The sequence below is a fragment of the Aeromonas sp. YN13HZO-058 genome (assembly GCF_001921245.1).
Lineage (GTDB): Bacteria > Pseudomonadota > Gammaproteobacteria > Enterobacterales > Aeromonadaceae > Aeromonas > Aeromonas allosaccharophila.
Genome location: NZ_MQSY01000041.1, coordinates 37,097 through 57,333, shown reverse-complemented (window position 1 = coordinate 57,333; position 20,237 = coordinate 37,097). Strand labels below are relative to the sequence as shown.

The following is a 20,237-nucleotide window of genomic DNA, read 5'->3' as shown; positions in this document are numbered from 1 at the left end:
GCGGTCTTGGCACCTGAGCCGAAGGGCGCATACAGGAAGCCGTGCACAGGAGAACAATGCGATGAACGATCAGATAAAAGAGCGGCCGCCGCTGCAGGGCAAGGTGATCCTTGAGCCTGCCTTGACGGTGGCCAGTGACGAGCGACCACCCGCACCCGCCCAGCGGCTGGAGGAGGCGAGCTTCGAGCGCCTCGACGAGCTGGACGAGCTCACCGAGGTGGAGAGTGCCCTCGTCATCAAACCGCGCCGCCGCCATCGGCTGTTGGCGTGGGGGCTGGGGGCAGTCGGTCTGCTCTCGTTGGGCCAATATGGCGCCTTTCTTTACGACCAATTCCTCACTACTCCGCTGTGGGGTAGTGCCTGGCTGGCGGCCTCGGCGCTGGTCGCTGCGGGGACCTCCAGCGTGGTGGGGCGCGAGTGGTTGCGACTGCGCACCCTCAAGCGGCGTCAGGATGTGCGCTCGCGAGCAGAAGATCTGCTGGCTCATCAGGGAGTCGGGCAGGGGCAAGCCTTCTGCGAAGGGTTGGCGGTCAAAAGTGGCGACAAGGGGCGCGAGGGGTATCAAAGCTGGCTGGCCCAGCTCGACGAGAGCCACAGCGATCGGGAGGTCCTGACCCTCTACAGTCAGCTGGTACTGAGCGAGCGCGACAAGCTGGCGCAGGCGCGGGTCGCCAAATGGTCGGGGGAGGCCGCGGTGCTGGTGGCGCTAAGCCCGCTCGCTACCGTCGATATGATGCTGATGCTGTGGCGCAACCTGCGGATGATCGAGGATATCGCCGATGTCTACGCCATCGAGCTTGGCTACTGGAGCCGCATTCGTCTGATCCGTCAGGTGTTTCGCAACATGCTCTACGCCGGTGCCACCGAGCTGGTGACCGAGGTGGGGATGGACTTGCTGGGGGCCGAGCTCACCGCCAAGCTCTCCGCCCGCGCCGCGCAAGGGGTGGGGGCGGGGCTGCTCACCGCCCGCCTTGGCCTGCGCACCATAGAGGCGTGCCGCCCGCTGCCATGGTGTGCGGACGAGAAACCCAAACTGGGCGAGCTGCGCAAGCGGCTGATCGGCCAGCTGGCGGGGTATCTCAACAAATCCTGATCGCCACTGGCGACACCTTGCTGCGATGACCCATGCCCCTGTCGTGCTCGCCAAGCCGCAGGGGCATGGTTTTAATCGGCAGGTCATTGATTTGGCTGCATGGCCCGACTTTGGCGAGGCGCCCGTTTACGGTTAAGCTGGCAGTCAATCGTATCAATCACACCAATCGTACTAATCGGCAAGGATGCCCGATGAACTTTACCTTCCGCCAGATCCGTTATTTCGTGGCCGTGGCCGACAGCTTTTCAGTGAGCCGCGCCGCCGCCGAGCTGCATATCTCCCAGTCTGCGGTGACCAGCGCCATTCGCGAGCTGGAGACCGAACTGGGCGCCCCGCTATTCGAGCGCAACCCGCGCGGCGTTACCCTCACCACTCAGGGCCACCAGTTTTTGCTCCACGCCCGCCGCATTCTCGGCGCCATGACCGAGGCGAGCCACTCCCTCAAAGCGGTGGCCCAGCAGGATCAGGGGCGGCTCACCATCGGTGTGACCACCCTGGTGGCGGGTTACTACCTGTCGGAGGCGCTCGGCCGCTTTCGCCGCGCCTTTCCGGCGGTACAGATCGAGGTGAAGGAGGATGAACAGCCTTTTCTGGAGCATCAGATCGTCAACGGCGAGGTGGATGTGGGGATCCTGATGACCAACCGCACCATCCGGCAAGAGGCGTTTGATACCGAGCTGCTGACCCGCTCGCCGTTGCGGCTCTGGCTGGCCGCCAACCACCCGCTCTGCGCCGAGTCGACCCTCTCCCTGACGGCGCTGGGGGAGGAGCCGATGATCTCGCTGACCGCCGATCAGCTCGATCAGATCATCGGTGGCGGCCTGCGCCGCTACGGCATCTCCCCCCGCATCGTGCTGCGCACTGCGTCGGTGGAGGCGGTGCGCAGTCTGGTCGCCAGCCAGCTCGGGGTTGCCCTGCTGCCCGATTTTGCCTATCGCCCCTGGTCGCTGGAGCAGGAGCGGGTCGAGGCGCGCCCCATCAAGGAGCCCATTCCCGCCATCGATATCGGGCTGGTGTGGCGCCGTGGTTCTCGGCTGGATTGGACGGCGCGGGAATTTATCGATATCGCGCGGGATCAGAGCCGGTTGCGGGCCCGTCAGGCGCTCCCTCGCTAGCCATCTCTTGCTGGGTTGCCACCAAAAATCAGATTCATCTGCACTCGATATCGATTTAGCTGATATCTGAGCCACCAAAAATTGAAATATTCATCGTATTGCCACTCCCCTAAGCTCATTGCTGGTTAACAGGATGTTAACGCCCATGGCGGCGTTCCTTCACCTGATGCAAGTCAACACAATGCAAGGAGTGCATGATGAAATTGATCCCTCTGATGCTGGCTCTTGTTCCGGCGCTGCTGGCAGGCCAGACCCAGGCTGCCCCGACCGAGCTCGGCAAGGGTGAAGGCCAGCTCAATATCGTGGCCTGGGCTGGCTACGTCGAACGTGGCGAGACCGATAAGAACTACGACTGGGTGACCGGCTTCGAAAAAGAGACCGGCTGCAAGGTGAGCGTCAAGACGGCGGCCACCTCGGACGAGATGGTGGCGCTGATGAACGAGGGGGGCTTCGATCTGGTGACCGCCTCCGGCGATGCCAGTCTGCGTCTGATTGCCGGTGGCAAGGTGCAGCCGCTCAATCTGGCGCTCATCCCGAGCTACAGCAAGATTGATCCCCGGCTGCAAAACGCCCCCTGGCACACGGTGGATGGCAAGCACTACGGCGTGCCCTACCAGTGGGGCGGCAATATCCTGATGTACAACACCAAGGTGTTCCCCAAGGCACCGGACTCCTGGAACGTGGTGTTCGAGGAGCAGACCCTGGCGGATGGCAAGTCCAACAAGGGGCGGGTGCAGGCCTTTGACGGCCCGATCCACATCGCCGATGCCGCCCTCTATCTGATGACCCATCAGCCCGCCCTTGGCATCAAGGATCCTTACGAGCTGAACGAGGATCAGTACAAGGCCTCCCTCGATCTGCTGCGCAAGCAGCGCCAGCTGGTGGGACGCTACTGGCATGATGCTTTCGTACAGATCGATGACTTCAAAAACGAAGGGGTGGTCGCGTCAGGCTCCTGGCCGTTCCAGGCCAATACCCTGATCGCCGACAAGCAACCTATCGCCACCACTGTGCCCAAAGAGGGTGTCACCGGTTGGGCCGATACCAGCATGGTGCACAGCGATGCCAAGAACCTCACCTGCGCTTACAAGTGGCTGGAGCACTCCCTGAACAACAAGCTGCAGGGGGATCTCGCCTCCTGGTTTGGCTCTGTGCCTGTGGTGCCTGCCGCCTGCGAGGGCAATGCCCTGCTTGGCCCGACCGGGTGCAAAACCAACGGTATCGACAACTTCGATCGGGTTCGTTTCTGGCGCACTCCGGTCTCCCAGTGCAAGAGCCAGGGAACTTGCGTGCCCTATTACCGCTGGGTTTCCGACTATATCGCCATTCTGGGTGGTCGCTAAGGCGGGGTGAGCCGCGCCTCCTCTGCACAACCGCCCAAACCGGATAATCAAGCGGGCCGGACAGGAGTCCGGCCCATCCCAGTACAGACAAGGACGCCCCATGAACGCCGTACAATTTGACCGGGTCAGTCGCCACTATGGCGAGGCGAAGGCGGTCGATGACATCTCTTTCCAGATCCCCTCCGGGGAATTCTTTACCTTGCTGGGGCCGAGCGGTTCCGGCAAGACCACCTGCCTGCGGATGATCGCGGGCTTCGAGTACCCGAGCGACGGGGAGATCCGCCTGTTTGGCGAACCCTGCTCCACCGTGCCGCCCTATGATCGCAACCTCAACACCGTATTTCAGGACTATGCCCTGTTTCCCAACATGGATGTGCGCGACAACATCGGCTATGGCCTGATGCTCAAGGGGGTCGCCAAGACGGAGCGCTACCGCAAGGTGGACGAGATGCTGGAGCTGGTGCGATTGCCCGGGGTCGGCAAGCGCCGCCCGAGCCAGCTCTCCGGCGGCCAGCGCCAGCGCATCGCCATCGCCCGGGCCCTTATCAACCAGCCGCGCATCCTGCTGCTGGATGAGCCGCTGGGCGCCCTCGATCTCAAGCTGCGCGAGCAGATGCAGCTTGAGCTCAAGGCGCTGCAACGCCAGCTTGGCATCACCTTTATCTTCGTCACCCACGATCAGCAGGAAGCGCTCTCCATGAGCGACCGGATCTGCATCTTCAGTCAGGGCAAGATCGAGCAGATTGCCGCGCCCGATACCATCTACGACGCTCCGGCGACGCCGTTTGTGGCCCGCTTCGTCGGCACCGTCAATCTGTTCGAAGGGGAGCAGGCCAGACGGCTGTGCGGTGACGGCAGCCAGATGATGGTGCGCCCGGAACGGATCCGGCTCGGTGAGGCGGGCACGCCGGGCTGGTCGGGGGAGATCCGCGAAGTGGAGTATCTGGGCCCCTTTGTCCGTTATCGGGTTAGCCTCGGGGAGCAGATCGAGATCATCGTCAACCATCCCAATGAGGGGCAGGCCCGCCTGAGCCGTGGTACCCAGGTCAGCCTCAGCTGGCCGGAGCAGGCCATCCATCGCCTGAGCGCCACTCATCAAGGGGCGCAGCCATGAGTGCCCCTCACAGTGCGAGTCTTGCCATGAACCATCAGCCCGACCCTGCCCGTTTCAGGCCGCTACGGCGCCTCTCGACCCTGCTCTATGGCCGACCCGGCCTGCTGCTGGCGATCCTGTTGGGGCCGCCGCTGCTGTGGCTCGGCATCATCTATGTCGGCTCCTTGCTGATGCTGCTCTCCAACTCCCTGTTCGGGCTGGACGAGTTCAGCGGTCAGGTGCGCCATGAGCTGGGGCTGCAAAATTTCGTCGCCCTGTTGCGGCCGGAGAATCTGGATGTGATCGGTCGCACCGTCGGCATGTCGCTGCTGGTGACCCTGGCCTGCGCCCTGCTCGGTTTTCCGGTTGCCTACTACATGGCACGCTACACCAGTGGCAAGACCCGGGCGCTGTTCTATGTGGGGATCATGTTGCCGCTCTGGTCCAGCTATCTGGTGCGGGTCTATGCCTGGAAGCTGATCTTGGCCAAGGAGGGTGTCATCAGCTGGTTGGCGCACAGTATGGGGCTGGAGTGGCTGCTTGATGCCATCCTCTCCCTGCCGGTGATTGGGGGCCCGTCGCTCTCCTTCTCGCGGCTCGGCACCTTTATCGTGTTCGTCTACGTCTGGCTGCCCTTCATGATCCTGCCTATTCAGGCGGCAGTGGAGCGTATTCCGCGCTCCCTCTTGGAGGCGAGCAGCGATCTGGGGGCGACACCCGCCCAGACCTTTCGCAACCTGATCCTGCCGCTGGCGTTGCCCGGTGTGGTGGCGGGCTCCATCTTCACCTTCTCGCTGACCCTCGGTGATTACATCATCCCCGGCATCATCGGCAACTCGACCATGTATATCGGTCAGGTGGTCTACATGCAGCAGGGAACGGCGGGCAATCTGCCCTTCGCCGCCGCCTTCTCGCTGGTGCCGATCCTTATCATCGCCATCTATCTGGCGATGGCGAAACGACTGGGGGCTTTTGATGCGCTCTGACCCTATCGCTTTGAACCGGCAGCAAGGAGGCCGTCATGTCCGCTAGCTCAGTGATCAGTCAGGGACAGCGCCCTTCGGGCCTGCTCAAGTACGCCGCCATCGGCGGGCTCTTGTTCCTGCACTTTCCCATTCTGTTTATCTTCCTCTACGCCTTCACCAGCGAGAGCAAGAGTTACCAGTTTCCGCCCCCCGGGCTCACCCTCAAGTGGTTCGAGGTGACCCTCAATCGCCCCGATGTGTGGCGCGCCATCCAGTTGTCGCTGGAGGTGGCGGGACTGGCAACGCTAGCGGCCATGGTGCTCGGCACGTTGGCGGCAGGGGCCATTGCCCGCAGCCGCTTCTTCGGTCAGGAGGTGGTGTCACTGTTGCTGGTGCTGCCCATCGCGTTGCCCGGCATCGTCACCGGTATCGCGCTGCGTTCGGCCTACGGTCTGCTGGAGATCCCGTTCAGCTTCTGGACCATCGTTATCGGCCACGCCACCTTTTGCGTGGTGGTGGTCTACAACAATGCGCTGGCCCGTTTTCGCCGCACCAACCAGAGCCTCATCGAGGCGTCGATGGATCTCGGGGCCGACGGCTTCCAGACCCTGCGCTACGTGATCCTGCCCAATCTGGCCACGGCGCTGCTGGCGGGGGGCATGCTGGCCTTTGCCCTGAGCTTTGACGAAGTGATCGTCACCACCTTCACGGCGGGCCAGCAGACCACGCTGCCCATCTGGATGTATCAGGAGCTGATCCGTCCCCGAGACAGGCCGGTCACCAACGTGGTGGCCCTCATCATAGTGGCCTTCACCACTATCCCCATTTTGCTTGCCTACTACCTCACTCGCGACACCCATGATGTCGCTGGCAGTGGCAAATGATGACTCAACGCGTGCGCAAGGATGCAACCATGAAACTCTCTACCCAACTCTTGATTGATGGCCAGTTTGTGACCGGCGAGGGGCAGGCCGAACCGATTCTCAACCCGGCCAACGGCGAGCAGATCGCCGCCGTGCCGGAAGCTTCGTTCGAACAGGTGAACCGGGCGGTGAACGGTGCCCAGCGCGCCTTCGCCCAGTGGAGCCGCACCACCCCGGCCCAGCGCAGCAACCTGCTGCTGCGTCTGGCGGATCTCGTCGAGCGCCACGCCGAGGAGTTCGCGGCGCTCGAATCCCTCAACTGCGGCAAACCCTATCTGGCGGTGCTCAACGACGAGCTGCCCGCGGTGGTGGACTGCTTCCGCTTCTTTGCCGGGGCGGCTCGCTGCCTGCAAGGGCCGCTGGCGGGGGAGTATATCGAGGGGCACACCAGCATGATCCGCCGTGATCCCATAGGTGTGGTGGGCAGTATCGCCCCCTGGAACTATCCGCTGATGATGGCGGCATGGAAGATGGCGCCGGTGCTGGCGGCGGGCAATACGGTGGTGCTCAAACCCTCCGAGCAGACCCCGCTCACCGCCCTGCGCCTTGCCGAGCTGGCCAGCGAGATCTTCCCGCGCGGCGTCATCAACGTCATCTGCGGGCGAGGTGAGAGTGTGGGCGCGCCGCTGGTGGAGCACCCGCTGGTACGGATGGTGTCGCTCACCGGCGATATCGCCACCGGCCAGAAGATCCTGCAAAGCGCCGCCCGCACCATGAAGCGCACCCACCTTGAACTGGGGGGCAAGGCGCCGGTGATCATCTTCGACGATGCGGATCTGGAGGCGGTGGTGGCGGGTATTCGCACCTTCGGTTTCTACAACGCAGGGCAAGATTGCACCGCCGCCTGCCGTATCTATGCCCAGGGCAAGATCTACGACAAGTTCGTCGCCGCCATGACCGAGGCGGTGGCCTCCATCAAGGTGGGTAGTCAGTACGAGGAGGGAGTCGAGATGGGGCCGCTTATCTCGGACAGACAGCGCAACCGGGTTGCCAGCTTTGTCGAACGGGCCCAGAGCAGCGGCCATGTGGAGGTGACGGCGGGGGGCAAGATCCGCCCCGGCAACGGCTTCTTCTTCGAGCCGACCCTGATTGTCGGGGCTCGGCAGGAGGATGAGATCGTGCGGCGCGAGGTGTTCGGCCCCGTGGTGTCGGTGACCCGTTTCAGCGACGCCGAGCAGGTGGTGCAGTGGGCCAACGACTCGGACTATGGTCTTGCCTCGTCGGTCTGGACCCGGGATTTGAGCCTCGCCAGCAAGGTGGCCAGCCACCTGCAATATGGCTGCACCTGGATCAACACCCACTTCATGCTCACCTCCGAGATGCCTCATGGCGGCATGAAGATGTCGGGCTACGGCAAGGATCTCTCCCTCTATGCGCTGGAGGATTACACGGTGCCGCGCCATATCATGGTCAAGTTGTAGTGGGGATTGGTTAGCGGGTTGTCACAATTTGTTTACAACTGTTTCCGGCAGCCGACTCATGGGTCGGCTGCTTTTTTTGTTGCCATTTCGTTACAGTGAAACCGTGATGAAACGGCAAGGCGCCTGGATGTGGCGCCAGAGGATGGAACCGTTATGGCAACCTGTTATACCGCCCACCAGCCGGATGCTGAGGGGGTGATCCACTACAGCAACGAGGAGCATGGCACCTGGCAGATCCTGATTGAGCGCCAGTTCGCAGCCCTCGATGGCAAGGGGTGTGATGAGTATCTGGCCGGTCTCGACAGACTGGGGCTGCCCCGTGATCGCATCCCCCAGCTGGCCGAGATCAACGCCGTCTTGCAGCCTGCGACCGGCTGGTCGGTGGCGGCGGTGCCAGCGCTCATCTCGTTCGATCGCTTCTTCGCCCTGCTGGCCAATCGCCAGTTTCCGGTGGCGACCTTTATCCGGCGGCGGGACGAGCTCGACTACCTGCAGGAGCCCGATATCTTTCACGAGATTTTCGGCCACTGCGCCATGCTGACCAATCCGGCCTTTGCCCACTTCACCCACCTTTACGGCCAGTTGGGGCAGCAGGCGAGCAAGGAGCTGCGGGTCTTTCTGGCGCGGCTCTACTGGTTCACCGTGGAGTTTGGCCTCTTGGCGACACCTGACGGGCTGCGTATCTACGGCGGCGGCATTCTCTCCTCTATCGGCGAGACCGCCTATGCCCTCTGTGGCAAGCCGCTGTTGCAACCTTTCGATCTGTTGACCGTGCTGCGCACCCCGTATCGCATCGACATCATGCAGCCCACCTATTTTGTGCTGCCGAGTCTCGATCATCTCTACCAGCTGACCGGGGAGGAGATCATGGCTGCTCTGGCCGAGGCCAGTCGGCTTGGCCTCTATCCGCCGCGCTTTGAGGTTGCCGCTGGCAAGCAGGCGAGCTGACTAAAAGCAAACAACCCTATTTCATATTCATTAATTTTTCATTAATTCAAGCAGGAGTAACCCATGTCCGAACTGGCCAGCCAGCAATGTGAAGCGTGCCGTGCCGATGCCCCCAAGGTGAGCGATGAGGAGCTGCGCGAGCTGATGCAGCTTATCCCCGACTGGCAGCCGCTGGTGGTGGAGGGGGCGCTGCAACTGCGGCGGGAATTTACGTTTCGCAACTTCAAGGAGGCGCTGGCGTTTACCAACCGTCTGGGCGAACTGGCGGAGGCGGAGTTTCACCATCCGGCCATCCTGACCGAGTGGGGTAAGGTGACCGTCAGCTGGTGGACCCACAAGATCGGCGGATTACACCGCAACGACTTCATTATGGCAGCGCGCACGGATCAATTAATCAGCTGACGATGTGCGCAAACCGTGACTCGTGCTGGTTTGGGCCTGCCTGCGAAAGCGGGGCGGGCCCGCATTTTTATGGGCTGGCGCTCGCACTGGGGGGATCGAGACTGTATTATCCGCTCATTCATAGAGTTAGCTAGGAAGTGTGTCCCGAATGCGTCTTGAAGTCAGCTGTGAAGACCGCCTGGGCCTGACCCGGGAACTGCTCGACCGCCTGGTGGAGCACAATATCGATCTGCGCGGCATCGAAATCGATACCTCAGGCATCATCTATCTCAACTTTCCCGAGCTGGAGTTCAGTGATTTTCAGCACCTGATGCCGGAGATCCGTCGCATTCCCGGCGTCTACGACGTCAAGACCATCCCCTACATGCCTTCCGAGCGAGAGCACCACGAAATCGAGGCGCTGCTCAAGGCGCTGCCGGATCTGGTCTTCTCCCTCGACAGCAAGGGCAAGGTGACCCAGGCCAACCAGTCGGCCCTCACCACCCTCGGCTTGCCGGTGGAGGAGGTGCGCGGCGTGGCGCTCGGTTCGCTGGTCAAGGGCTTCTCCTTCACTCGCTGGCTGGAGGCGAGCGAGATCAAGCCGCAGACCTGCAAGCTCAGTTTCAATGGCGAAGAGTATCTGGCGGATCTGATGCCGCTGTTCGTGGCGGAAGCCCGCGGCAAGCAGGCGCTGGCCGGGGCCGTGGTGGTGCTCAAATCTGCCCGTCGGGTCGGCTTGCACTTCAGCGCGCTCCATGCGGTGGAAGTGGGGGGCTTCGAGCATCTGCAGGCCGAGAGCCCCAAGATGAAAGAGGTGCTGTCGCAAGCGCGCAAACTGGCGATGCAGGACGCGCCGCTGCTGATCGTCGGCGAGACCGGCACCGGCAAGGAGCTGTTGGCCCGCGCCTGTCACGGTGCCAGCCTGCGCTCCAGTCACCCCTTTATGGCCCTCAACTGCGCCGCCATGCCCGATAACGTGGCCGAGAGTGAGCTGTTTGGTTATGCCCCCGGCGCCTTTGGCAATAACACCGAAGGCAAGCGCGGCGTGCTGGAGCTGGCCAGCGGCGGCACCCTGATGCTGGACGAGATCGGCGACATGTCTCCCCATCTGCAAACCAAGTTTTTGCGGGTGTTGCAGGATGGAGTATTCCGCCGGGTCGGTGACGAGCAGGAGGTGAAGGTCAACGTGCGTTTCATCTGCACCACCCAGAAGCAGTTGCTGGATCTGGTGCACGAGGGAACCTTCCGTGAGGATCTTTACTACCGCCTCAACGTACTGAGTCTGGCGCTACCCCCCCTGCGCGAGCGCAAGGCGGACATCATGGTGCTGGCCCAGCAGTTTGTCTCCCGCTTTGCCAGCGAATTGCAGCGGCCCCGTCCGCGCTTTACCCGCAACATGGCCGACTACCTGACCGCTTACCGCTGGCCGGGCAACGTGCGCCAACTGCGCAACTGTCTCTACCGCGCCATGACCCTGCTGGAAGGGGATGAGCTGGGGCCGGAGCAGATCGATCTGCCGGTGGCGGCCGATACCGCGCCGCTCATCGACGAGTGGTTCGAAGGGGATCTGGACGATGCGGTGAAGCGCTTCGAGAGCCAGTTGCTGGCACGACTCTATCCGGCGTTTCCATCGACCCGCCAGTTGGCCAAGCGCCTGGGTGTGTCGCACACCGCCATCGCCAACAAGTTGCGTGAGTACGGTATCAGCAAGAAGTAAGTTGCGTATTGATGCCCGTGAACAAAGAGCCCATCGTCAGATGGGCTCTTTCGTTGTTTTATACGTCGGTCAGAAATAGCGGGCGGTGAAGGCTTGTCAGGCAATCATCAGCCAACTTACTATCAACCCTTATCTATCCGAACTGCAGTGCACTGCTGCGGTAGTGTCAAGGTGGCCACTCTCTGATCATGCGGTTACTCTCGTTTCCCCGTACCATCATTCGCATGGCGCTCCTGTTGGTGGCGCTCGGGTTGCTATTGCCCCGCGCGGTGGCGGAAACGGCGGCCGAGAGCCGGGCGATGGCCGTCAGGGAGCTGGTGCTCGATATTCTCAGTTACACCCGCTGGCCCACGGAGCCTGCGGTGTTGCGCATGTGTGTGGCAGCACCGACCGAATATGCCGGTGCGCTCTTTACCATCAAGCATCAGGCCAATGGTCGGACGGTTCAGGTCAATCGCTACGAAGCGAGCGATCCGGCTATCCGTGATAACTGCGATGTGCTCTATCTTGGCGTTGTGAGTGAACAGACCCGGCTTGCGCTCTTCACTCGCCTGCAGGGCCACCCGGTGCTCAGCATCAGCGAATATAGCCAGGAGTGCTCTACCAGTGCGGTGTTCTGCCTGCAGACGTCACCAGACAGTGTGCGGGTGCGCTTCAAGGTCAATCTAGACGCCCTGGCGTTGAGCGGCGTGCGAGTACATCCCGCCGTGCTCAAGCTGGCCCATGCCGACAAGGGGGTGCCATGAGACGACAGGTGAGCGCGGCTCCCCGCCGTCTGACCCTGCGTCAGAGCCTGGGGCGAACCCATCTGGTGGCCGCCATCACAGCCGTCAGTGTGGCGGGACTCTTCTTTACGCTGGTTGCCCTGTTGGTGGTGCGCTTTTACGCCGCCCACAATCTGGAGCTGGTCGCCCGCGCCATCAGCTACAGCGCCGAGGCGGCGGTGGTGTTCCACGATGAGGAGGCGGCGAGCGAGGCGCTCGGCGGGATTGTCGCCCACGAGGAGGTCGCCGAGGCTCGCATCGTCCTTGCCGATGGGAAACCGCTCGCCAGTTGGGTGCGCCCCAGAAGCAATCCGCTGGTGACGCTCGAAGACTATCTGGCCCAACTGCTGATGCCGGGGCCGGTCAAGACGCCCATGCTGCGGGGCGGCGAGCAGATCGCCACCATCGAGTTACGCGGTCATGGCGAGTACCTGCTGCTGTTTTTACTCTCGGCACTGCTGGCGATGGTGGTCTGTCTGGTGGTGAGCGCACTGGTGGCACTCTATGTGGCTGGCCGGATGCAGGTCTCCATCACCTCGCCGCTGCGCAAACTGGCACGGGTTGCCCACTCGGTACGCCGGCAACGCACCCTGGGGATGCGGGCGCCACCGGCCGATATCGTCGAGCTCAACGAGCTGGGGGATGACTTCAACTCCCTGCTGGATGAATTGCAAGCCTGGCAGGCTCAGCAAGCCCGCGAGAATGCCAGCCTGCTCCATCAGGCGACCCACGATGCCCTCACCGGTCTACCCAATCGCGCCCTGTTTGAAGCGCGACTCGCGCAGGCCATCTCCCTTGGCGAGCAAGAGGGGTTTGCGCTGCTCTATCTCGACTGCGATCGCTTCAAGCAGATCAACGATACCTTCGGCCACAACGGCGGCGACGATGTGCTGATCGCCCTCTCGAGACGGGTGCAACATCAGCTGCGTCCGGACGATCTGGTGTTTCGCCTCGGTGGCGATGAGTTTGCGGTGCTGGTTGGCCCGCTCCAGCGGCAGCATGAGGTGGAAGAGGTGATTGGTCGTATTCAGCAGGCGATGAGCGAGCCGGTGGCGCTGCGTGATGGGCGTCAGCTGGTGGCCGGTGTGAGCATCGGCTTTGCCATCTATCAGGTGGGCATGAGTGCCAGCGCCTTGTGTGAGCAGGCCGATGCGGCCATGTATCAGACCAAACGGGGGCGTCACAGAGAGCCGGACACGCTGGCTCAACAGGCATGAACAACATAGAAAAAGAGAGGAGCAAACCATGAAGATCACCCACCTGTTGAAAGTCACCCTGCTGGGGTTGATGTTGTCGCTGCTGGCCGGTTGCCAGAGCGCGCCCAAGGGGTTGACCGCGGAGCAGATTGCCGTGCTCAAGGAGCAGGGCTTTTATCTGACCGATGAGGGGTGGACGCTGGATCTGGCTAACCGGGTGCTGTTTGCCAACAACGTGGGGGCGCTCAATCCCCAGACTCGCCAATCCGTGGAAAAGCTGGGCAAGACCCTGCTGGGTGTAGGACTGGACAAGGCGCGGGTGGATGGTCACACCGACAATACCGGCGAGAGCAGCTACAACCAGCAACTCTCCCTGAAGCGGGCCCAGTCGGTGGCCGATGTGCTGGTCTCGGTCGGCATGAAGCCTGCCAATTTGGAGATCCATGGCCGTGGCGAGACCATGCCGCTGGCGGATAACAAGACCAGAGAGGGGCGGGCCGCCAACCGCCGGGTCGCCATCGTCATCAGCGATCAATAACCCCTTCTTATCGTTTTGTTACCCATAAAAAAGAGCGCCCGACCGGCGCTCTTTTTGATCGCGACAGCTGGGGTCGCGGGGGCATACTGCGCGAGATCACTGCGCGCTGTTTTGCCCGTTATTGTCGTGATGGCTGCGCAGGCGGATGTTGATCATCTCCACCACCAGCGAGAAGGCCATGGCGAAGTAGATGTAACCCTTCGGAATGTGCAGATCCATCCCCTCGGCCATCAGGGCGAAGCCCACCAACGTGAGGAAGGAGAGGGCCAGCATCTTGATGGTGGGGTGGGCATCGACGAAATCACCGATGGATTTGGCGGCGAACATCATGATGAAGACGGCGATCATGATGGCCAGCACCATCACCGGCACGTGATCGGCCATGCCGACCGCGGTGATCACCGAGTCGAGGCTGAACACTATGTCCAGAATGGCGATCTGGATCAGGGTGCTGATAAAGCCCGAGGCCGCTTTGCTGACACTCTCCGGCTCGGCTGCCCCTTCCAGGGTGACGTGGATCTCATGGGCACTCTTGCCAATGAGGAACAGGCCCCCCAGCAGCAGGATCAGGTCGCGGCCGGAGATGGCCTCACCCAGCACGGTGAACAGCGGATCGGTGAGGCGCATCACCCAGGCGAGCGAGAGCAGCAGCAGGATCCGGGTACCCATGGCGAGCCCCAGACCCAGAATGCGCGCTTTCTGACGCTGCGCCTCCGGCAGGCGACCCACCAGGATGGAGATAAAGATGATGTTGTCGATACCCAGCACGATCTCGAGCAGGGTAAGGGTGGCGAGTGCGACCCAGGCAGAGGGATCAAGAACCCATTCCAGCATGATTGAACCTTGGTTGAAAATTGGTTGGAAAATTGAAGCAGCGCATTCTAGCAGGGGCGCCAGCGCTTGTCCCTGAGGGGGGAAAAGATAAAAATGGTGGCCATGGCAAGGGAGGCAGGCATGTTTCGATTAGGGTTCATCATCAATCCGGTCGCCGGGATTGGCGGCGCAGTGGGGCTCAAGGGCAGTGACGGGGTGGTGGCCGAGGCGCTGGCCCGAGGCGCGGTGCCCAAAGCGCAGGAGCGGGCGCGGCAAGCCTTGTTGCCACTGTGCGAGTTGACGGCACCGTTCGAGCTGCTGACGGTGGCGGGAGAGATGGGGGAGGCGGTGGCCCGCGAGCTGGGATTGCCCTGTCGGGTCATCTATCAACCGGTCGGAGAGAGCACCTCGGCCGATGACACCCGCCACGCCGCCGAGCTGATGCGCGAAGCCGGGGTCGATCTGCTGCTGTTTGCCGGTGGTGATGGCACGGCGCGCGATATCTGCGCCGCGGTGGGGGAGTCTTGTCATGTGCTCGGCATTCCGGCGGGGTGCAAGATCCACTCCGGCGTCTACGGGGTGACGCCCGCCGCCAGCGGGCGGGTGGTGGCGCGGATGATCGCCGGTGAACTGCTCAGCCTGATCGATGCCGAGGTGCGCGACATCGACGAGGAGGCATTTCGGGAGGGCAAGGTGCGGGCTCGCCACTACGGTCAGCTGAAGGTGCCCGGCGATCTGCGTTATGTGCAGGCGGTTAAACAGGGGGGCAAGGAGTCCGAAGAGCTGGTGCTGGCGGATCTCGCAGCCGGTGTGGTGGAGCAGATGGAGCCCGACACCCTCTATCTGATGGGCTCCGGCAGCACGGTGGCGGCCTGCATGGCCGAGCTGGGTCTGGAAAATACCTTGCTCGGTGTGGATCTGGTGGAAAATGGCCGACTTATCGGGCAGGATCTCAGCGCCGCCGAGATCCTGACCCGGATCCGCGGCCGTCGCTGCCGACTGATCATTACCCTGATCGGCGGACAGGGACATCTGTTCGGGCGCGGAAATCAGCAATTGAGTCCAGAGGTGATTCGGTGTGTCGGGCTGGAGAATATCCAGGTGCTGGCAACCAAGGCCAAGCTTGCCGCGCTCGCGGGCAGGCCGCTGCTGGTGGACACCGATGATCCCGAATTAAACCGGGCGTTGCGTGGTTATCTGCGAATAACCACGGGATACAAGGATCAGGTCATCTACCCGGTGGCCAACCCGGAATAGGACGCCAGGGATGCTGCTGGCCTGGCGCCAGAGAGCCGCAATCAACCGGATTGCGGTTCCATACCCCCGAATTTTTTGCCGCAAATGAGGCTGCGTTACATGACGATTCACGATTTTGAGCACAAGTTGTTGGGACTGATCGACAGCATGGTTGCCACCGCAACCGACGATGAGCTGTTTGCGGGGGGTTACCTGCGAGGTCATATCTCATTGGCGGTTGCCCGGGCCGAGCTGGAAGGCAAGACCCTGGTGCGGGACGTCAAGAGCTATGTGTTGCGCAGCCTCAACGAGGCCATTTTGCAAGGTGAGCTCTCCGAAGAGGATGAAAAACTGGTGCAGGCAATGTGGATTCGTTTGCAACAACAGGCAGAAGCTTGATCGGATACACAGTTCAAACAGAAGTTTGAGTTTATTCTTCCCTGAGGTTAGTGAAAGGTTAATAATAAGTTTCGCCTTTTGTTTCAGGGATTAAACTATGGCCTCCTCCTCACGCATTGCCAATAAACTGCCGCTCGAGATGCTCTATCACTGGGAGCGGCAGTGTCCTGATCGAACCTACCTGCGTCAAACCATCAACCGCGAATATGTCGACTTCACCTGGGGTGAAGTGGCCGATGAAGCGCGGCGGATGGTGACGGCCTTGCGTCACCTCGGGCTGGTGGCCGGTGACAAGGTGGCGCTGCTCTCCAAGAACTGCGCCCAGTGGTTTATCGCCGATCTGGCGATGCAGATGGGGCAGTATGTGAGCGTGCCCATCTACCCGACGGCCAACGTCGATACCATCGAATATGTGCTGCGCCACAGCGAGGCCAAGGCGATCTTCGTCGGCAAGCTGGATGACTGGAAGAGTCAGGAGGCTGGGGTGCCCGCCGACCTGTTGCGCATCGCCTTCCCCTACGACACCATGCCAGCCAGCCACCAGTGGGACGACCTGCTGGAAGCGCACGAGCCCATTGCTGACAGCCCGGTGCAGGCCCCTGACTCCCTGCTGAGTCTGGTCTACACCTCCGGCAGTACCGGCAAGCCGAAAGGGGCCATGCTGAGCGTCGAGCGCTACGCCTGGTCGTGCGAGAAGCTGGTGGAAACGGTGGGGTTGTGCGCCAATGATCGCGGCTTTTCCTACCTGCCGCTGGCCCACATTACCGAGCGTGTCTATGTCTACGGCGGCAGCCTCTATGGTTGCGCCGAAATCGCCTTCCCCGAATCCCTCGACACCTTTATCGAAGACGTCAAACGCTGCCGTCCCACCGTCTTTATCTCGGTGCCGCGGCTGTGGGCCATGTTCCGCATCAAGATCCACGAGAAGCTGCCCCAGAAGAAACTGGAGTTGCTGCTCAAGATCCCGCTCATCTCCGGCCTTATCAAACGCAAGCTGCAAAAGGGGCTGGGGCTGGATCAGGCCCGGGTACTCGGCTGCGGCTCGGCGCCGGTCTCCCCTGCGCTGCTGCAGTGGTATCTGAGCATCGGCCTCAAGGTAACGGAAGCCTGGGGCATGACCGAGAACCACGCCTACTCCACCATCAACTACCCGTTCCGTGCCGACAAGATTGGCACCGTCGGCAAGGCGGGGCTCGGGGTGACCATCAAGATCTCCGACGAGGGGGAAATCCTCTGCCGCTGCGAAGGGATGATGCTGGGTTACTACAAGGATCCCGAGCACAGCGCCGAGGCCATCGATGCCGAGGGCTGGCTCCATACCGGCGACATGGGCAAGCTGGACCGGGAGGGTTACCTCACCATCACCGGCCGGATGAAGGATGTGTTCAAGACCGCCAAGGGCAAGTATGTGGCACCGGTGCCCATCGAAGGGTTGCTGGGGCAGGAGCCCATCATCGAGCAGCTCTGCGTAATCGGTTATGGCATGCCCCAGCCCATTGCGCTGGTGCAGCTGGCCGAAAGCGCCATGAAGGGCAATCGGGACGAGATCAACGCCAGACTGGAAGCGGCGCGGGTACGGGTCAACGATCAGCTGGAATCCCATGCCAAAATTCGCGGCATTCTGGTGGTGAAGAGCCCCTGGAATATCGAAAACGGCGTGCTGACCCCCACCATGAAGATCAAGCGTCACCTGCTGGAGCAAAAGTATGCCCATGTCGGGGATCGCTGGCCTTCATCGCAAGTGGTGGTGTGGGAGGAGTAAATCCCTCTGTTCTCGACATCGCGATATCAGACAACAACGGCCCTTGATGGGCCGTTGTTCTGTTTGGGGCTTGGTGACGAACCCCGGTGTTGAAGGTTGCCGCAAAGGCGCCGCTGGCTAGATCAGCGCCAGCGCGGCGGCCAGATCGGCGATCAGATCGTCGGCATCTTCCACCCCGATGCTGAAGCGGATCAGATCGTCATTGACCCCGGCGGCGAGGCGGCTCGCCTCGTCCATGGCGGCGTGGGTGGTGCTGGCCGGATGGCAAGCGAGGCTCTCGAGATCGCCGAGGCTCACCGCCTGCACGAACAGCTGCAGGTTGTCGAGCAGGGTGGCGCAGCGGGCAAAGCCTCCTTCAAGTTCAATACTCACCATGCCACCAAAGCCGCTGGCGAAGGCGCCGAGGGCGTCGTGACCCGGGTGGCTGGCAAGCCCCGGGTAGATCACCTTCTTCACCGCCGGATGGGCCGCCAGAAACTCGGCCACCTTCTGCGCATTGTGCAGGTGGGCATCCATCCGCAGGGGCAGGGTCTTGACCCCGCGCTGCAGCAGGTAGGCCTCCTGCGGGCCGATGGGGGAGCCGATATGCTTGAGGGCCACGGTGCGGATGGACTTCATCAGCGCGTGGGAGCCCGCTACCACCCCGGCAATGATGTCGCCGTGGCCGCCCAGATACTTGGTGCCGCTGTGCATCACGATGTCGATGCCAAGCTCGAGCGGGCGCAGCAGATAGGGGGTGAGGAAGGTGTTGTCACACACCGTGATGGCCCCCACCTTGCGGGCTGCCTCTACCACCAACCGTGGGTCCACCACCTTGAGGGTGGGGTTGGTCAGGGTTTCGAACAGTACCACCTTGGTGGCGGGGCGGATGTTAGCCAGCAGATCCTGATCGCTTGCGTAGGCAGTGACCTTGATGCCGGCACGGCTGAAGGTCTGCTTGAGAAACGCATCGGTGCCGCCATAGAGCGGGCCGATATAGGCCACCTCATCACCGCTGTCGGCCAGCGCATACATGATGGCGCTGACCGCCGCCATGCCGCTCGCGACTACCAGCGCTTCATCGGCACCTTCGAGCGCCGCCAGTTTCTGCTCCAGCTCGGCGGTAGTGGGGTTGCCAAAGCGGCTGTAGATAAAGCCCGGTGCCTGACCTGCGAAACGCTCCTTGCCTGCCTGGGCGTTGAAGTAGCTGAAGGTGCTGCTCTGGTAGAGCGGGGTGGTGAGGGCGCCGGTCTGTGGGTCGATCCGCTGGCCGCTGTGTACGCTCATGGTCTTGAATTTCATCGTATTACTCCGTTCTGGCCACGCTCTGGCCATGACTGGTTGTGTTTTGTAGTTCGTTGCTTGTTGTTTGTTGTCAGCGCGGGTATGTGCATGCGGCTTGTGGCTTATGCATATACCCGCCAGCGGATCTCTGCGCTGCTTAGGCCGGTATCGCTTCGCTTTCAGTGCGCGGGAGGCGAGCGGGTTCCACCGGCCCATAGTGACGCGCCGCCACATCCGGGTGGGAGCGCAGCCGCCCCTTGAGTACGTTTTCTCCTACCTGATAGAAGAGCGGGTTGGTCGGGTCACTCTCCGGCCCTTGCGCCTGCGCCGCCAGCTCGGGGGAGAGGGTGAGCAGTGGCACGGTGGCATCGAGCCGCGCCGCCATAAAGAAGGCGCAGGAGAGGCGCGATACCCCGGGCGGCGGACTCACCACCCGATGCAGGGTCGCCTTGAGATAACCGTTGGAGGCAAGCTCCAGCAGCTCGCCGATATTGACCACCAGCGCTCCCGGCAGGGGGGGCGCCGAGATCCAGCCGTCGGCCGTCTCGACCTCCAGCCCTGAGTGATGGTCCTGCATCACCAGGGTCAGGTAACCGGGATCCTTGTGGGCGCCGACCCCCTGACTGCTGCCGCCCGCCTCTTGTCCCGGGTAGTGAATGAGCTTCATGTGCTGGTAGGGGGCGCCACGAATGCTGTCGTCAAACACCCCGACCGGCTGTTCCAGCACCTCGGCGAAGGCGGCGAGCAGGGTGAGAGTGATATCGCTCAGCCGCTCCTGCCACGCCAGCAGGTGAAATTTCATCTCGGGCAAGGCGGTCGGCCACTGGTTGGGGCCGATCAGCCGCTGCCAGGGTTCACGGATCTGCGCCGCAGGTAGGGCCTGCGCCTCGTTCATGATATCGAACTGCTCCCGCAGGTCAGGCTGCTGGCGGGTCAGCTCGGCACCGACCCGGTTGTAGCCGCGAAAGTGGGGGCTGTTGACCATCTGCACCGCCAGCTTCTCCTGCTCCGGCAGAGCAAAGAAACGCTCTGCCAGCGCCAGAGTTTCCCGCTGCTCAACTTCGCTCAGGCCGTGGCCGACTAGATAGAAAAAGCCCACGTCACGGGCGGCCGCAGCCAACTTGGCCAGCATAGTGCGACGCAGGTTGGGTGCCCCCTTGAGGGCCGCCAGATCGATGATCGGCAGTGATGACTGTTCCATGTACACCTCCTCACTCTTTCGTTATCTCTGGCGCCATCTCTTGCACTGCCTCCGCTGTTGGCAGGC

19 protein-coding genes are annotated in these 20,237 nt (G+C 62.2%); 16 read left to right on the top strand and 3 right to left on the bottom strand.

What is annotated here, in order from left to right; translation table 11 throughout:
• Nucleotides 1-61: 61 nt before the first annotated feature.
• The 13 genes from BSP75_RS09740 to BSP75_RS09680 all read left to right on the top strand — a co-directional run bounded on the left by BSP75_RS09740 (nt 62) and on the right by BSP75_RS09680 (nt 13,497).
• Entirely contained in the window at nt 62-1,093 is a 1,032-nt protein-coding gene (locus tag BSP75_RS09740) for a TIGR01620 family protein (protein ID WP_075113016.1), read from the top strand.
• 191 nt (nt 1,094-1,284) lie between these two features.
• The gene (locus tag BSP75_RS09735) at nt 1,285-2,208 is read left to right on the top strand and encodes a LysR family transcriptional regulator (protein ID WP_005346246.1); all 924 of its coding nucleotides are present in this window, start codon (nt 1,285-1,287) and stop codon (nt 2,206-2,208) included.
• 197 nt (nt 2,209-2,405) lie between these two features.
• Nucleotides 2,406-3,551 (top strand): ABC transporter substrate-binding protein, encoded by a 1,146-nt coding sequence (locus BSP75_RS09730; RefSeq protein ID WP_075113015.1) that lies wholly within the window; start codon nt 2,406-2,408, stop codon nt 3,549-3,551.
• Nucleotides 3,552-3,651: 100 nt separating this feature from the next.
• Nucleotides 3,652-4,665: an ABC transporter ATP-binding protein gene (locus BSP75_RS09725; RefSeq protein WP_075113014.1), complete on the top strand. Its 1,014-nt coding sequence runs from the start codon at nt 3,652-3,654 to the stop codon at nt 4,663-4,665.
• Nucleotides 4,662-5,630: an ABC transporter permease gene (locus BSP75_RS09720; RefSeq protein WP_075113013.1), complete on the top strand. Its 969-nt coding sequence runs from the start codon at nt 4,662-4,664 to the stop codon at nt 5,628-5,630. The genes BSP75_RS09725 and BSP75_RS09720 overlap by 4 nt, the downstream gene beginning before the upstream one ends.
• 35 nt (nt 5,631-5,665) lie before the next feature.
• On the top strand, nt 5,666-6,493 hold the full coding sequence (locus BSP75_RS09715) for an ABC transporter permease (RefSeq protein WP_075113012.1): 828 nt from the start codon (nt 5,666-5,668) through the stop codon (nt 6,491-6,493).
• A gap of 29 nt (nt 6,494-6,522) precedes the next feature.
• A complete protein-coding gene (locus BSP75_RS09710; RefSeq protein WP_075113011.1) occupies nt 6,523-7,953 on the top strand; it encodes a gamma-aminobutyraldehyde dehydrogenase in 1,431 nt (476 codons plus the stop codon).
• Between the two features lie 153 nt (nt 7,954-8,106).
• Nucleotides 8,107-8,901: a phenylalanine 4-monooxygenase gene (gene phhA / locus BSP75_RS09705; RefSeq protein ID WP_075113010.1), complete on the top strand. Its 795-nt coding sequence runs from the start codon at nt 8,107-8,109 to the stop codon at nt 8,899-8,901.
• A 63-nt stretch (nt 8,902-8,964) separates the two neighbouring features.
• A complete protein-coding gene (locus BSP75_RS09700) occupies nt 8,965-9,303 on the top strand; it encodes a 4a-hydroxytetrahydrobiopterin dehydratase (protein ID WP_058051632.1) in 339 nt (112 codons plus the stop codon).
• 148 nt (nt 9,304-9,451) lie between these two features.
• Nucleotides 9,452-10,999: a transcriptional regulator TyrR gene (tyrR, locus tag BSP75_RS09695; RefSeq protein ID WP_058051631.1), complete on the top strand. Its 1,548-nt coding sequence runs from the start codon at nt 9,452-9,454 to the stop codon at nt 10,997-10,999.
• Between the two features lie 224 nt (nt 11,000-11,223).
• Entirely contained in the window at nt 11,224-11,745 is a 522-nt protein-coding gene (locus tag BSP75_RS09690; RefSeq protein WP_232100283.1) for a YfiR family protein, read from the top strand.
• On the top strand, nt 11,742-12,980 hold the full coding sequence (locus BSP75_RS09685; protein WP_075113008.1) for a diguanylate cyclase: 1,239 nt from the start codon (nt 11,742-11,744) through the stop codon (nt 12,978-12,980). The genes BSP75_RS09690 and BSP75_RS09685 overlap by 4 nt, the downstream gene beginning before the upstream one ends.
• 28 nt (nt 12,981-13,008) lie before the next feature.
• Entirely contained in the window at nt 13,009-13,497 is a 489-nt protein-coding gene (locus tag BSP75_RS09680; RefSeq protein WP_042657590.1) for an OmpA family protein, read from the top strand.
• A 96-nt stretch (nt 13,498-13,593) separates the two neighbouring features.
• Here the strand turns inward: BSP75_RS09680 and BSP75_RS09675 are convergent, their stop codons facing one another.
• On the bottom strand, nt 13,594-14,331 hold the full coding sequence (locus BSP75_RS09675; protein WP_005352619.1) for a TerC family protein: 738 nt from the start codon (nt 14,329-14,331) through the stop codon (nt 13,594-13,596).
• A gap of 120 nt (nt 14,332-14,451) precedes the next feature.
• On the opposite strand from BSP75_RS09675, the gene BSP75_RS09670 reads away from it, so the two are divergent.
• From BSP75_RS09670 to BSP75_RS09660, 3 genes are all read left to right on the top strand, one after another.
• Nucleotides 14,452-15,567, top strand: a complete 1,116-nt coding sequence (locus BSP75_RS09670) for an ATP-NAD kinase family protein (RefSeq protein ID WP_075113007.1) — start codon at nt 14,452-14,454, stop codon at nt 15,565-15,567.
• A 99-nt stretch (nt 15,568-15,666) separates the two neighbouring features.
• Entirely contained in the window at nt 15,667-15,945 is a 279-nt protein-coding gene (locus BSP75_RS09665) for a YfcL family protein (protein ID WP_042062259.1), read from the top strand.
• A 97-nt stretch (nt 15,946-16,042) separates the two neighbouring features.
• Nucleotides 16,043-17,707 carry an AMP-binding protein gene (locus tag BSP75_RS09660; protein ID WP_058051626.1) on the top strand — a complete coding sequence of 555 codons (1,665 nt, stop codon included), beginning with the start codon at nt 16,043-16,045 and terminating at the stop codon, nt 17,705-17,707.
• A gap of 117 nt (nt 17,708-17,824) precedes the next feature.
• On the opposite strand, the gene BSP75_RS09655 is transcribed toward BSP75_RS09660, so the two are convergent.
• Together BSP75_RS09655 and BSP75_RS09650 are read right to left on the bottom strand one after the other, a co-directional pair.
• Nucleotides 17,825-18,988, bottom strand: coding sequence for a PLP-dependent aspartate aminotransferase family protein (locus BSP75_RS09655; RefSeq protein ID WP_075113006.1), 1,164 nt, complete (start codon nt 18,986-18,988; stop codon nt 17,825-17,827).
• 139 nt (nt 18,989-19,127) lie between these two features.
• Complete coding sequence (locus BSP75_RS09650) at nt 19,128-20,171, bottom strand: 2-oxoglutarate and iron-dependent oxygenase domain-containing protein (RefSeq protein WP_075113005.1); 1,044 nt, start codon at nt 20,169-20,171, stop codon at nt 19,128-19,130.
• Between the last annotated feature and the right edge of the window lie 66 nt (nt 20,172-20,237).